Genomic DNA, 12,829 nt, shown 5'->3' on the forward strand with positions numbered 1-12,829 from the left:
AATATTCAGATGAGCAAATAAGAGCGATTATTGCACGAGCCAATGAATATGCTGATGAATTGACTGAAAAAGGAAAAAGAGTGGCTTATGGTGCAATATATCGTAAGGCTTTTGAAGGAGATTGGGGGGCGGAATTTTTATTGAAAAAGCAAAAAGAATCTGAAAAAGAAAAGCAAGAATTGGCAAAAAAACAAAAGAGAGAGAAAGAGCTGTTTGAACAACAAAAAATTATTGACAATATTGATAATGATATTGCCAAATTAAAAGAATACGCAGAAGAATTTGTAATGGCAAATCAAAAAAGAATTTCTGCAACTGGTATTGAAAGATTTTACTTTAATAATAAGGATTATCAAGGTATTGTTGGTTGCTGGAAAGATTATTTAATAGATAAAAGAAGTAGAAAATCATTTGTTTTTCTTGATGAGATTTTGGCGAGATAATCAATATATTGTATTAAAACAGCTCCTGCCGACAACTATATATTGATTTAAACACCGCTTGGGCGGTGTTTTTTACTGAAAAGACAAAAGAAAAATAACCACCACCAACCGCCCCACCCTAACTCAACCTGCCTACTGACCGTCCAAGTTTTCCGCCTTGACCGCCTTACTCTTTGTTTTTGTCTTAGTAGCCCCAGCTTTGGCTTTTAGCGTGGCAAGCTCGGCTGTGAGTTTTTCAATCTTTGTAAGGCTTGCTGTGTTGCCAGCTTGTGCCTTGTTCAACTGCTCTGTTAGCGTATCATTTCGCCCTTTGAGTGTGGCGTTTTCTGTGGAGACTTCGGCGAGCTGTGCCTGTGCTTGTCCAATTTGTCCAGCTGGCTTTGGATTTCTGCTTGGTGCTTTTGCCCTTTGTTGCCAATCTCGGCAGTCAAGCGGTCTATTTCGTCTTGTTTAAATTGATTGCGACTGCTTAGGCGTGCTATCTCTGCTACCATAGCCTTATTTTCGTCTGCAAGCTCACTCACACGCTTTTCTAGCTCTTGGGCGTGCTTTTGGTTATCCGTGAGCTTATCGTGCAAATTTGAGCATTCTATGCGTGTTTTATCAAGTTCTGATTGCAGTTGCTCTTTTTGCGTGCCACATTCCCCCAAAAGGGCTTTTGTGCTGTCAAGTTCTAATGTCATTTTCTCTTGCTCTTCTTCAAGGGCAACGATAACCGCCGTTAGCTCTTCAATCTCGGCACGAATTAAGCTCTCTTTGTGTTCTAGGGCTTTTCTGTCGTTTTGTAGTCGCTCGTTGGCAATGCTTTGGGCGATTTCCCAAATTTGAGCCACCAACAGCTCTGCACGCTCCCCAATCTCGGCAGGGATAATCACTTCGGCAAGCTGGGCGTTGGTATCTCTCATTGCTCGCCAAGACTTCAATGCTTCGCCAATGGTACTGAACGAACCACCGCCCAACTGTTTACGCACCGCTACCTGTGTGGGGTTAATGCCTTGTCCTGCCAGCTCGTCAGCGGCTCGGTGTACTTGCTCAACTGTGATAGCCATAATTTGCTCCTGTAATGTATCAATTTGTATTTTGTATTGTAATACATTACAATACAAAATACAATATAATACAAAAATATTTTTATCGCCCTGCTCTATCCACGCCATACGCCAGCACCCCTAACCCCCCACCTGTATCTTGTCGCTTGGTTTTGGACAACAAAAAACACCGCCGTAGCGGTGTTAGTTATATTGATTTATTTGAAAAGGAGAATCAGTCTGAACCAAGAAAGTCTAATAGGTAAGCAAGTGCTGAGGCGTGAACGCCAAAACCAATCACAAAAGAAATCAAAGCTCCCAATATTCTAGCGTGTAAGCCGTCTATGGAGTAGCCGATTGACCAACCAACAAAGACCCACATAATTGTAAAAACAACCGCCAAAAACAAACCAACAATTTTAATTGGTGCAATAACAATTAAAATCAAAAAAGACCAAATGCCAGCATACCAAGATTTAAAAAACAGCCCCACTATGATAGGCACAATAACTGTGTATTCAAAAATAAAGATATTTGACATTTTGTAGTCAAAATCCGCCTTATGATAAGCACCTCTTAAATCTCGTTTGTTCATAATGCACCATTGTTTTGATTTTAGAATAATGACCCCAATAAAACCGCAATTAACGCCCCAAAAAAAGCACCTACCGCAGGTATTAGGGCTTGTTTGAGTTGGTTGCTGCCGTTGGTTTCCATATTCTCTGCCAATGATTTTAATTGATTATTGAGCCGTCTTTGAATCTCAATGCTATCAATGACCTGCTTGTATGTTTCCGATAGTCTTTTTTGGCAAATTTGAATCTCAGCCTCCACGCCACGCCTAACAATGTTGGCGGTCTCATTACTTGCCTCTTCAAAGTAGGCAGGGATTACCTCGCCAATGTCTTGCACGCTTTGGGCAACCTCTTCAAGTCTTGAAGTGAGCGAATCAATTTCTTCAAGGGCAACCGTAACCATTGCCTCACGAACGGTTTTATCTGACATAAATTATCCTTTTAATTTAACTAAACTATTGATTTTTTTAAATCAATAGTTTAGTTGTTTTTGCTGATTATTTCAAAGCCAAATCGCTGAATACTTTATCAAGATTTTCTTTGGCGGTCATTGCAAGGCGTTGAGTTCCAATTAGATTGGCAATTTGGCGTTTTTCGCTCTCATCTTTGGCGGTTTTGAGTTTTTCACGCAAATCTGTCATTGCCAATAACTCATCAATGGTTTTGTTCATAAGTTTTGGATAAACTTCGCTTGTATCAATGCCTACTTTTGGTTCTTTGATTTTGGTTATTTTGGCAAAATCAAAAATTCTTGCAAAATCATTTTGGATTCTTTCTGAATCGTTTACCATATTTAAAATAAACCTGATTTTATTTGGTTTAACGCCAATTTCAACCAGTTTAATTGCGGTTTCAATCGTATCAAGCTGCTGTTTTAAATCTGAAACAGTTGGTAATAAGAAATAATCAAAGTCTTCGTGAGAGCCTTTATATTGTTCCATTAGTCTCATTGTTTCTTCAATGTTTGAGGCTCCAATATCAACAATAATATTATCATTGATAAGTAGTTCATCTTGAAGTAATGAAAAATCTTTGCTTTTGATTTTGATGTCATCTTGATTTCCGTGATTGATAGACTCAATCGCAACAAAATGAGTGTCTTTTAATCTTGGTAGCAAAAGATTTTTTGCAATGGTTGTTTTGCCAACATTGCCACTAAAATTTAAAACTGCAATTTTCATAATTTAACCTTTTTTAAAAAGTGATTGATTTGATGATAAATTTTCTCTTTCTTTTTCAATGTCTTTTTTTAACTTTGAAAAATACTCGCTCAAATCTTTATCGCCATCAGATTCTGATTTAGGGGCATTTGTTTCACTTATTGCCTGTAAATTGGTTTCTGATTCTTTATTTGTAATTTGAGATTTTGCTTGAATGGCTATATTATTGATTGTTTCGTTTGATAAAACATTATCAGCAGCCTGTTTATTTTGGTTCTTTCGCTCTTTGTAAAGATAATTTCTAAAAACGCCAAGCGTTAAATCCAAATTATAATCTCTATTCAAAATCTCAGCCACTTCTTCATAGCTGTAACCCTCCTCTAATTTTGCCTCCACGACTGGTAGCAATTTTCGGAATCGGGCTGACTTTTTTGCGGGTAACTTACTCATTCATTTTTGCCTCCTGTGGGGGTTGTTGGCTATTATAGCACAATTTTGGGAAGTGATGATATTATAGTATGATTTTTGATGATTTTCTAGTGATTTTTTGATTATTTTGATGATTTTTTGATAACTTTTTGATTATTATTGAAATTTTTTGATGATTTTTTGATGATATTTAGTTGATTATATGATAACTTTTTGCTAACTTTTTGCTTTTTGGGTCATTTGGCTACGCTCTGCCTCTATGAGGCAGCAAAATTTTGGTAAAAATTTTGTAATACACCATACGCACCCACTATCGTGGGTACAACCAACAAAAAACGGCTATCGCTCGTTTTTTGTTGGTTAAAAATGTATGCAAATTGCATACATTTTTATTTTATATTATTGAAAAATATGATAAAATATAGTTTACAATATGTAAACAGGTAAAAATTGATGACAACACAGACAATTTCGTTTAGAATTAGCACAGAAACCTACCTAAAATTGGAGGCTACGGCAGCAAGCTATGGTTTGAGTGTGGGAACATATCTTAGAAAAAAGTTGGAGGGCGAGCAAGGTACTTTGGAGCAAAGTATTCAGTCTATTCAAATTGATATTAAAGAAATACTTAGTAATATATCTAGTATAGACGGCAATTATAACAGCCATTCTAGTGTTGATAATTATGAACAGAATGCCCTATTGTTAGAAACTCTTTTAATTCTAAGGGAGATAGCACAGCCCACTAAGGTAGCAAATGCTCAAAAAAAATTAAAATCCGTTGGTCTAAATCCATTTAATCTATTGGAGCAATGATATGAATAAAGGTCAAAGATTTGTATTGTTTATTTTTCTAGTAACGGTTATACCGTCATTAGTTTGGTTAATTGCATTAAAAAATTTGCACGCAATGCCAAAGGAAAATAAATTTGAATTTATAAAATTTGCCGCAATAAAGACAACTCAATTTGAAGATATTAGATTGCTTTTGGCATTCATTTTATCTTTAATTGTTGTTGTTATTTTATGTAAATTTATGGGATTGTTTGATGAAGTAGGATTTAAGGGAAAGGAATATAAAAAGTTTTTGCGTGGCACAAAAATAGTATCAAAAAATAAATTATCATCAATGACAAAAGAAAAAGATGAGCAAATAACCATTTCAGGAATACCAATACCAACCAAGATTGAAACACTGCATATTTTATTAAATGGTTCAACAGGCTCTGGAAAATCAGTAACTTTAAGAGAAATGGTAGAATGTGCTATCAACAGGGGCGATAGGTTGATTATTGTAGACCCTAATGCTGATATGTTTAGCAAATTTGCTAAAAAAGGCGATGTGCTATTAAATCCTTTTGACCAAAGAACAAAAGGCTGGTCTATTTTTAATGAAATTAGAGCCAATTTTGATTATCGCAATTTTTGCGGTTCTATTGTGCCAAAATCGGCTGACCATTCCTCCGAAGAGTGGAATGGTTTTGCTAGGGTAATGCTTGAATCTGTAATGAAGACCCTAAAAACCAATTCAACAGAAACCCCAACAATGGCAGAAGTGGCTCATTTGGCAACTGTTGAAGAGGTTGGTAAACTCAAAAAAGCATTGGCTGGTACAGATGCTGAAAGTATGTTTGTGGACGGCTCAGATAGGGCGTTGGGTTCTGCTCGTTTTGTATTGTCATCAAGACTTCCGATTTTTAAAGAAATGCCGCAGGGTGATTTTTCTATTCGTGATTTTTTGGAAAATGAGAATGGGGGTAACATTTATATTACTTGGAAAGAATCACAAAAAGAGGCATTAAAGCCCTTGATTTCGGCTTGGATTGATGTGATTTGTTCTAGCGTTTTGTCTTTGCCTGAGAGTAGTAAGAGAAAAATTTGGCTATTTTTAGATGAACTTGCCAGTCTTGATAACATTAAGAGTTTGGAGGACGCATTAACCAAAGGGCGTAAAAATGGGCTTAGGGTTGTGGCTGGCGTTCAGTCGGTTTCTCAGTTAAAACAAATTTATGGCAAAGAGGGAGCAACTATCTTGATGAGCTGTTTTAGAACGCTTTTGGTGCTTGGCGGAGCAAAAACAGACTCGGAAACAGCCGAAGAAATGAGCAAGGCGTTGGGCGAACACGAAGTAATCAGGGACAACAAAAATCGCAGTAGTGGCGGTGGCAAGTCTAGCACTTCAACGAGTGAACAAGTCCAGCGTGAGCGAGTGGTTTTACCGTCTGAAATTACTTCTTTGCCTGATTTGACTGGTTTTGTCAGTTTTGCAGGGGATTACCCAATTTGCCGCTTTACTGCGGAATATAAGCAGTACAAGACCAAGAACGAAAGTTTTAAAGATGTGGAATTATAAATGATTTCATCTCAACTTATTACAAGACAATCTTTGGGGGGCGACAAACAAAGAATAGGAAAGGCTATTGATAGCTACTATCAAGAGGAAAAAGACGACTATTATACTCGTGATAAGCAGCCCTCTGAGTGGTATGGACAGCTGGCAAATGAACTTGGACTCAAAGGCGAAATGGTCAAAAAAGAAGATTTTGCACAGCTTTTGGAGGGCAAATTTAAAGGAGAAACCCTAAGAGATTCAAATTTTAAAGGTAAGTCTGCAAAGGATAGATTAGGGCTTGATTTAACCTTTAATGCTCCAAAGTCGGTTAGTATTCAAGCTCTTGTGGCTGGCGATACACGCCTTATTCAAGCTCACAATGAGGCAGTCAAAGAAAGTCTAAAAATTATTGAAAGTAACGCCCAAGCACGCCAAAAAATCAAATCCAAAAGCCGTGTAGAAAATACTCAAAACCTTGCAATCGCAATGTTTCGCCACGAGACCAACCGCAATCTTGACCCTCATTTGCACACTCATTCTGTGATTTTGAATATTACCAAAAGAAAGGACGGTGCTTATCGTGCCTTGCATAATGATAAAATTATGAAAAGCATTGGGGAGGCAGGCCAAGCCTATCAAACCAATCTTGCCAAAAAATGCAAGGAGCTAGGCTATGACATCAAAATTAACGACAACGGCACATTTGAGTTGGCACATATCAGCCGTGAACAGATTATGCAGTTTAGCACTCGTGGCAGACAAATTGAAGAGGCATTGGCACAAAAAGGCTTAACTCGTGAAACAGCAACCACAGAGCAAAAGCAAATTGCAACCCTAGATACTCGCCAACGCAAAAAAAGCATTGACACCCAAATTGTCCGTGAAAGCTGGCAAAAGACCGCCAAAAAATTAGGTCTTGAAAAAATTCTATCCCCAAAAATATTAAAGGAGAAAGCCAATGAGCGAAGTTTCGGCATTAGCCATACAGACCATCAGCGAGAGCCTGCAAAAACTACCAGTCAAGCAACTACCAAAGCAGACAGCGTGTATGAACTGCCTAGCGGCAATGTGGCAAACCCTGCCAGACAAGGAAGTGAGGTGTTATTGTCGGATAACGAACAGTTGGAGTTACACCAGCAGAGAACCAACACAGATAGAGGCTTGCGATGGCGTAGCAATGGCTTTGGCGGCATTGGAAAAATCGTAGATATAATTTCGGATAAATTAAGTTTTTCTAAATCCAAAAATTTATCGGATACAAAGAATATGGAGGATATTAGAACCCTAGATTCTGTTGCTAGGTTTGGTAATAATAAACAATCATTTGATAAAGAGAGTTTAAGAGAGGTGTGGAATTATGAGCCTCCGAGTAGTGATTTGACTGATGAATGGAAAGAAATTGCCAATGGGCTTAACATCAATTTTGAGCAAGGGCAGGTTTATACAGATGAACATAATAAGGAGTTTTCAGGCGATAAGTTGATGAAACTTGTGATTGACCATTTGGTTGATAAAAAAGTAGATTTGACTCACGATGAAATTATTAAAGAAACGCTAATAAAGGGGCTTGGCGAGATTGATTATAATGAGGCAAACCGTCTTTTGGATAAATTTATTGCCAATGGCGATTTGGTCAAGGCACAGACCCTGTATAAGGCGGCTGGCGACAAAAATAATGATACCGCAAAAACGGTCAGCCAATGGGTTAATATGATTACCAAAGACGGCAGTAGCGAGATTGGCGTGGAGGCAGCACAAGAGGCGGTCAAAAAAGGCATTGAGCAAGGCAGACTTGTTGCCATACAGGAGCGGTATGTTACCAAAAAAGACCTTGAACAAGAAAGGGATATTTTGAGGTTAATGCAGCAGGGCAGGGGGCTGAAAAATGCGTATTATGACCTAAGCACCGCAGATAAGTTATTGTCTGAATCAACCCTAAATGACGGTCAAAAGTCCGCAGCAAGGCTTGTGATGACGAGTAGCGATAGGGTTATAGGCATTCAGGGTTATGCAGGGGTAGGCAAAAGCTATACATTATCAGAGACCATAAAACACATAGAGGCGGCTGGCGGCAAAGCCCATATTTTTGCTCCTTATGGCTCTCAGGTCAAATCATTAAAAGCGGACGGGCACAAGGCAAACACCCTATCTAGGTTGCTCAGTAGTAAAAAGTTACAAGATGAAATCACAACAAATAGCCTGATTGTGGTAGATGAGGCTGGGGTTATTGCTAATAATGAAATGCACAAACTCCTAAAAATAGCCCAAAGTAAAAACGCCAAAGTGGTGTTACTGGGCGATACAGAGCAGACCAAAGCTATTAGTGCAGGAAAACCTTTTGATGTACTAATGGCTAATGGTATGGCAACTGCAACCATTGATGAGATACAACGCCAAAAAGATGAAACCTTAAAACAGGCGGTCTATTTTGCTGCCAATAATGAGCAATCCAAATCCATAAAAACCCTAGAAAAATCGGTTTTTGAAATTAAGGACAGAACCCAAAGGCTGGATACCCTAGTAACTCGTTATGTAGAACTTTCTGCTGATGAGCGTAAAAAAACCTTGATTGTTACAGGTACAAATAATGACAAGGATTATATCAATTATGCTATCAGAAAGGAGCTTGGTATGGCAGGGCAGGGCGTGGCAAGCACGCAATTAAAACGCTATGATATGTCTAAGGCTGAAATGAAACACGCACGCTATTTTAAAGAGGATACCTTGATTGAGCTAACCCATAACCCAAAAAACAAAGAATTAAAAATGGGCGAATTGTACAAAGTTGTTGGTAAAGACCGCCATTTATTGATTGTGGAGGACTCGGTAGGGAAAGCCATTACATTCAGCCCAACTTCTGAGCGGTTGTCTGTGTATGAGGAAAAATCATTTGAAGTATCAAAAGGCGACAGGCTCAGGGTGTCAAAAGGCAATCAAGAAATGGGGACGGTAACAGGCGATAAACTGATTGTAGAAAATATTAAGAATGGTAAAATATATGCCAAAGATGAAAAAACTGGTCAAACCCATACCTTTAATGCCAACCAAAAAAACCATTTGGATTATGATTATTGCTCCACAGTACACAGCAGTCAAGGCTTAACTGTGGATAGGGTGCTAATCAACATTGACACCAAGAGCAAGACGACAGGTAAAGAGGTTTACTATGTGGCGGTCAGTAGAGCAAGGCACGAGGCGATTGTGCTTACTGATGATGTGGCAAAGTTGCCTACTGCCATTGCCAAAGGTGCTGACAAATATAGTGCTTTTGAAATGGCAAACAAAAATTATGGCTACACTATCCAAGATGATAGATTGGTCAGAAAACAAGATATGGGCTTTGAAAAATAATGTAAAAAATACATTAAATTAATGTAAAAAATACATTGATTTAATGTATTTTAAATGCTATAATTAAGCCATAAACAGGTAAGGCAAAAGAGGTGAATTATGAAAAATTTGTATCAAGGTAAAAGTGTTGCTAGTATTGAGCTTATCACTTTGGAGGCTGTGGGTGAAATGATTGCTCAAAACCGTTCCAAAATTAGACGAAAAATATTATATTCAAATGTTGGCGAGCAACAGGAATTGTTGTTGCGTGAAAAAATGGAAGAATTACGCTTGTTGAAAAATGGTTTGTTTGGTACTCCTTATTCCGAAGTTTTAAAAATTCAACAAAATATCAATCAAGACATTGATGATTTTATTGCGAGGGTATTATAATGACCAATTTTTCTGAAAAATATCCATTCACTCAGAATGATATTGATAAGGTTGTTGATGATATTGTTAAAGAGAACAATGAGAAAGTAAAGTCTGTTCCCAATCCTATTGCGATAATAAATGCAGGTCAATCAGGCTCTGGAAAATCTGGTCTTACTGAAAAATCTAAGGAAGAGTTTGGAAAAGCAGATGCGGTTGTTTTTGATGTTGATGAACATAGAGATGTTTATCCAAATGCTGAACGCATTAAGCAAAATGACCCAGCCCATTTTAGCGATATTACTCACGAATTTGCCTCAAAAGTCGCTATTGCTGTTACAGATGAGGCTATCAAGAATCGTCAAAATGTTATTTTTGACAGAACTTCAAATAAGATACGCAGTATAGAAAGGATAGATTCTCAGTTACGCCAAATAGATAACCCATACCGTGTAGAAATGAAAGTAATGGGAACAGACTTTGAGACTAGTAAAATGCGAGTGCATTTACGCTATGAGCAGCAAGGGGGAGCTGGTTTTGGTCGTTATGTTAGAGAAGATGTTCAAAGAGAAATATATGATGGTATTGCTGATGTTATTAAGCAAGTGGAAGAAAGAAAACTGGTTGATAAAATTACTATCTATAATAAGAATTTAAAGCCTGTGTATGAAAATGAACTTGTTAATGGCGAGTGGAAAAAACAGCCTAATGGTTATCAAGCACTTATAGAGGAAAGAGCAAAGCCGTTGCTTGGGCGTGATTCTTTGCATATTCAGCAAGGTTGGCAGATTATTCAATTTAAAATGGCAGAAAGAGGGGCAGATTATGGCGGTGCAGAAAAAGACATTGCCGATACAATGAATCGCTCGATAGCCGAACTAAAAAATAAACACAATATTGAAGTCAAAGAGCCTATTTACGCAGTTGCAGGCGGAACATATAGTGGAACTGTGGGGGCTATGAGCAACACAAGAGTTTTGCAGCAAAATGCTATTGGTACAGCTATAATACATCAAATAGATAACCTACCATCATTTAAAAATGAGCATTTAGGGAAAGATTTGAAAATTACCTATGACTCAAATGGGAAAGGTGATGTTGTTTCGGTTAAAGAAATTGGTTTTGGAAAACAAAAAGACCTTAATGTTAACCTAAACAATAACAATGATTTCAGTAAAGGATAGTATTAAATCTACATTGATTTAATGTATTTTTTATGTTAAAATTTATAGATATTTTGAAGTTAAGGTTAATATTATGACTAAACAAGTTAGACTAGTTCATGACCCCATAGGATTGCAAATCATTATTGGCGATGATGACGGTGTTATTGGAATAACCCAAAGTCAAGCAAAGGATTTGATGATACATTACGACAAAAGCGAAAGCAAATATATCCTCAGATATTATGCTTTTAGTGCCATTATTATTGAGGAAGTCGCCATAGAGTTAATACGATTTGGTGCAAATAAAGCAGAGAATGTGCCAATCGCAAACTAAAAAATAGGTAAAATTATGACCAATACAACCGAAAAGCCAAAAAAACGTCAATTAACAGTCCAAATGGACGAAGATTTGTACGAGTCATTTAAGCGAGTTGCAGCTGCCAATGACCGCAAAATGGGCTTACTGGTGCGAGACTTCGCCAAGCAGTATGTACTCAAAAATGGACAGGGCGAGCTGTTCCCCAAGTAAAACAAAAGCCACTCTTGCGAGTGGCTTTATCCTTTCTGCAATAACGCCTGTAAAATGGAGAGGGCTTAAAGCACCGAAGTCCAAAGGTTGGCTATTGCAATCACGAAATATTATAATGGTTTGTTATTAAAAATGCAAGAACTAAATGAAATTTTTAAAGATTTTTCACACAATCGGCTTTTGACTTATAAACACTTTTTAAAGTTTGAGTTAAGCCATACAAATTATACGCCTGAGCAAGTGTATAATTTGTATGCTTGGAATGAGGAAGTCGCAAGTTCTTTTTGGTTATTATTATCAAGGATTGAAGTTACGCTTAGAAATCGTATCAATGATATTTTTGTAGAAAAATTTGGTAGATTTTGGCTTGATATTACACAATATCATAATACCAAAGTTTTCTTTAAAGACACTCACAAAAGACAAATTGAAAAATCAGAAAATAAGTTATCCAATAAAGGTATTACACCAAGCAATGATAGAATGGTTGCAGAATTAAATATGGGGTTTTGGGTGTCATTTTCCGAAATAGGATTTTCTTTTGATTCGGACGAATTAAAAGAAAATGAAATTGGTTGGAAGTATTTTATACCAAAAATAATGACTGGCTACCAATATCCAAATGAAAATTCTGATAAAGTCCGTTATTGGTCAAAACAGGGAAATATTGTAAATCTAGTAATAAGGTTAGATGTTGCCAAAGAGATTAGAAATAGAATTGCTCATCACGAGCCTATTTTTAACTACATTCCAAGTCATTTATCAAGTGTACCAAAAGATGAATTGGGGGGTTTCTTAAAAGTATTACAAAATACTTATCAATATTTATTGGGGTTATTACACGATTTATCGCCACAACAGGCACAAATATACCAAAAAAGCCATAATCACTATCAAACGCTCTATTTGTTATCCAACTCCACTTTTGATAAGTATTTAAATCTTGGAAGTGCAGATGATATGATGTTGCTGGAAAAGTTTATTGAGTATTTAATGGATTATATGGAAGAAGAAAAAGACAATCAAACTATGATTCATATTAGCCATAATAATAGTTATTTTGGTTGTTTTATTCCAAAACGGTAATACTTTTCACATTCTCTTTATCCACAAAAATCTGTTCTTGCACACAGCCATTGTTGGGGCTAGGGCAATTTAAAATAGGGTAGAGCGGTGTTGTGGTTATCATCAGCTCACGCAGATAAGGGCGGTAAGTGATTGCTACTATATACTCGCAGTCCTGTTATGTCGCCAGCTTGGAGAATTAAGTACAGGTGTTCTGTACTGATTGGGGTCGGTAAATTTTTCATTAAATCAGCTCCTACTTACTCCATATTTCTTGCCAAAATCAAGCCAACTAAAGAAAAGCCAACAAAACTTAAAATACCAAAAGCAAGACAAGGCAAAAGACCAAGAGAGGGTGTACTGTAATACAAGCTCACAGGCATTCCAATACCCATAAACA

The 12,829-nt window shown here is 37.1% G+C and carries 14 protein-coding genes and 1 pseudogene; 9 read left to right on the forward strand and 6 right to left on the reverse strand.

Annotated elements, in window-relative coordinates; translation table 11 throughout:
• Nucleotides 1–443, forward strand: a pseudogene (locus K941_RS17380) (hypothetical protein); the annotation flags it as partial.
• Between the two features lie 132 nt (nt 444–575).
• Here the strand turns inward: K941_RS17380 and K941_RS17220 are convergent.
• From K941_RS17220 to K941_RS15625, 6 genes are all read right to left on the reverse strand, one after another.
• Nucleotides 576–725, reverse strand: a complete 150-nt coding sequence (locus K941_RS17220) for a hypothetical protein (protein ID WP_156892335.1) — start codon at nt 723–725, stop codon at nt 576–578.
• Between the two features lie 8 nt (nt 726–733).
• Nucleotides 734–1,492 carry a DNA-binding protein gene (locus K941_RS16525; RefSeq protein WP_167539603.1) on the reverse strand — a complete coding sequence of 253 codons (759 nt, stop codon included), beginning with the start codon at nt 1,490–1,492 and terminating at the stop codon, nt 734–736.
• Nucleotides 1,493–1,706: 214 nt separating this feature from the next.
• Entirely contained in the window at nt 1,707–2,066 is a 360-nt protein-coding gene (locus tag K941_RS0110880; protein ID WP_029103642.1) for a hypothetical protein, read from the reverse strand.
• Nucleotides 2,067–2,086: 20 nt separating this feature from the next.
• Nucleotides 2,087–2,476, reverse strand: a complete 390-nt coding sequence (locus K941_RS0110885) for a hypothetical protein (RefSeq protein ID WP_029103643.1) — start codon at nt 2,474–2,476, stop codon at nt 2,087–2,089.
• A 67-nt stretch (nt 2,477–2,543) separates the two neighbouring features.
• Complete coding sequence (stbB, locus tag K941_RS0110890) at nt 2,544–3,227, reverse strand: StbB family protein (protein ID WP_029103644.1); 684 nt, start codon at nt 3,225–3,227, stop codon at nt 2,544–2,546.
• Between the two features lie 3 nt (nt 3,228–3,230).
• Nucleotides 3,231–3,656, reverse strand: coding sequence for a hypothetical protein (locus K941_RS15625; RefSeq protein WP_036388211.1), 426 nt, complete (start codon nt 3,654–3,656; stop codon nt 3,231–3,233).
• A gap of 432 nt (nt 3,657–4,088) precedes the next feature.
• On the opposite strand from K941_RS15625, the gene K941_RS0110900 reads away from it, so the two are divergent.
• The 8 genes from K941_RS0110900 (at nt 4,089) to K941_RS0110935 (ending at nt 12,450) form a co-directional block, all read left to right on the forward strand.
• The gene (locus K941_RS0110900) at nt 4,089–4,451 is read left to right on the forward strand and encodes a plasmid mobilization protein (protein WP_029103645.1); all 363 of its coding nucleotides are present in this window, start codon (nt 4,089–4,091) and stop codon (nt 4,449–4,451) included.
• A gap of 1 nt (nt 4,452) precedes the next feature.
• Entirely contained in the window at nt 4,453–5,988 is a 1,536-nt protein-coding gene (locus K941_RS0110905; protein WP_029103646.1) for a type IV secretion system DNA-binding domain-containing protein, read from the forward strand.
• Nucleotides 5,989–9,318 (forward strand): MobF family relaxase, encoded by a 3,330-nt coding sequence (gene mobF, locus K941_RS16530; RefSeq protein ID WP_029103647.1) that lies wholly within the window; start codon nt 5,989–5,991, stop codon nt 9,316–9,318.
• 99 nt (nt 9,319–9,417) lie between these two features.
• Nucleotides 9,418–9,690: a hypothetical protein gene (locus K941_RS0110915; protein WP_029103648.1), complete on the forward strand. Its 273-nt coding sequence runs from the start codon at nt 9,418–9,420 to the stop codon at nt 9,688–9,690.
• Nucleotides 9,690–10,853, forward strand: coding sequence for a zeta toxin family protein (locus tag K941_RS0110920; RefSeq protein WP_029103649.1), 1,164 nt, complete (start codon nt 9,690–9,692; stop codon nt 10,851–10,853). Before K941_RS0110915 ends, K941_RS0110920 begins: the two co-directional genes overlap by 1 nt.
• 73 nt (nt 10,854–10,926) lie before the next feature.
• The gene (locus K941_RS0110925) at nt 10,927–11,169 is read left to right on the forward strand and encodes a hypothetical protein (protein WP_029103650.1); all 243 of its coding nucleotides are present in this window, start codon (nt 10,927–10,929) and stop codon (nt 11,167–11,169) included.
• Between the two features lie 15 nt (nt 11,170–11,184).
• Nucleotides 11,185–11,364, forward strand: a complete 180-nt coding sequence (locus tag K941_RS0110930) for a hypothetical protein (RefSeq protein WP_036388214.1) — start codon at nt 11,185–11,187, stop codon at nt 11,362–11,364.
• Between the two features lie 132 nt (nt 11,365–11,496).
• Nucleotides 11,497–12,450, forward strand: a complete 954-nt coding sequence (locus K941_RS0110935; protein ID WP_147287526.1) for an Abi family protein — start codon at nt 11,497–11,499, stop codon at nt 12,448–12,450.
• The last annotated feature ends 379 nt before the right edge of the window (nt 12,451–12,829 follow it).

Source organism: Moraxella caprae DSM 19149, assembly GCF_000426885.1.
GTDB classification, from domain to species: Bacteria; Pseudomonadota; Gammaproteobacteria; order Pseudomonadales; family Moraxellaceae; genus Moraxella; species Moraxella caprae.

Coding starts and splice junctions, on each gene's coding strand:
- mobF (WP_029103647.1), top strand. CDS start 5,989: ATGATTTCATCTCAACTTATTACAAGACAATCTTTGGGGGGCGACAAA.
- K941_RS0110885 (WP_029103643.1), bottom strand. CDS start 2,476: ATGTCAGATAAAACCGTTCGTGAGGCAATGGTTACGGTTGCCCTTGAA.
- K941_RS16525 (WP_167539603.1), bottom strand. CDS start 1,492: ATGGCTATCACAGTTGAGCAAGTACACCGAGCCGCTGACGAGCTGGCA.
- K941_RS0110935 (WP_147287526.1), top strand. CDS start 11,497: ATGCAAGAACTAAATGAAATTTTTAAAGATTTTTCACACAATCGGCTT.
- K941_RS0110930 (WP_036388214.1), top strand. CDS start 11,185: ATGACCAATACAACCGAAAAGCCAAAAAAACGTCAATTAACAGTCCAA.
- K941_RS0110925 (WP_029103650.1), top strand. CDS start 10,927: ATGACTAAACAAGTTAGACTAGTTCATGACCCCATAGGATTGCAAATC.
- K941_RS0110915 (WP_029103648.1), top strand. CDS start 9,418: ATGAAAAATTTGTATCAAGGTAAAAGTGTTGCTAGTATTGAGCTTATC.
- stbB (WP_029103644.1), bottom strand. CDS start 3,227: ATGAAAATTGCAGTTTTAAATTTTAGTGGCAATGTTGGCAAAACAACC.
- K941_RS0110880 (WP_029103642.1), bottom strand. CDS start 2,066: ATGAACAAACGAGATTTAAGAGGTGCTTATCATAAGGCGGATTTTGAC.
- K941_RS0110920 (WP_029103649.1), top strand. CDS start 9,690: ATGACCAATTTTTCTGAAAAATATCCATTCACTCAGAATGATATTGAT.
- K941_RS0110905 (WP_029103646.1), top strand. CDS start 4,453: ATGAATAAAGGTCAAAGATTTGTATTGTTTATTTTTCTAGTAACGGTT.
- K941_RS15625 (WP_036388211.1), bottom strand. CDS start 3,656: ATGAGTAAGTTACCCGCAAAAAAGTCAGCCCGATTCCGAAAATTGCTA.
- K941_RS0110900 (WP_029103645.1), top strand. CDS start 4,089: ATGACAACACAGACAATTTCGTTTAGAATTAGCACAGAAACCTACCTA.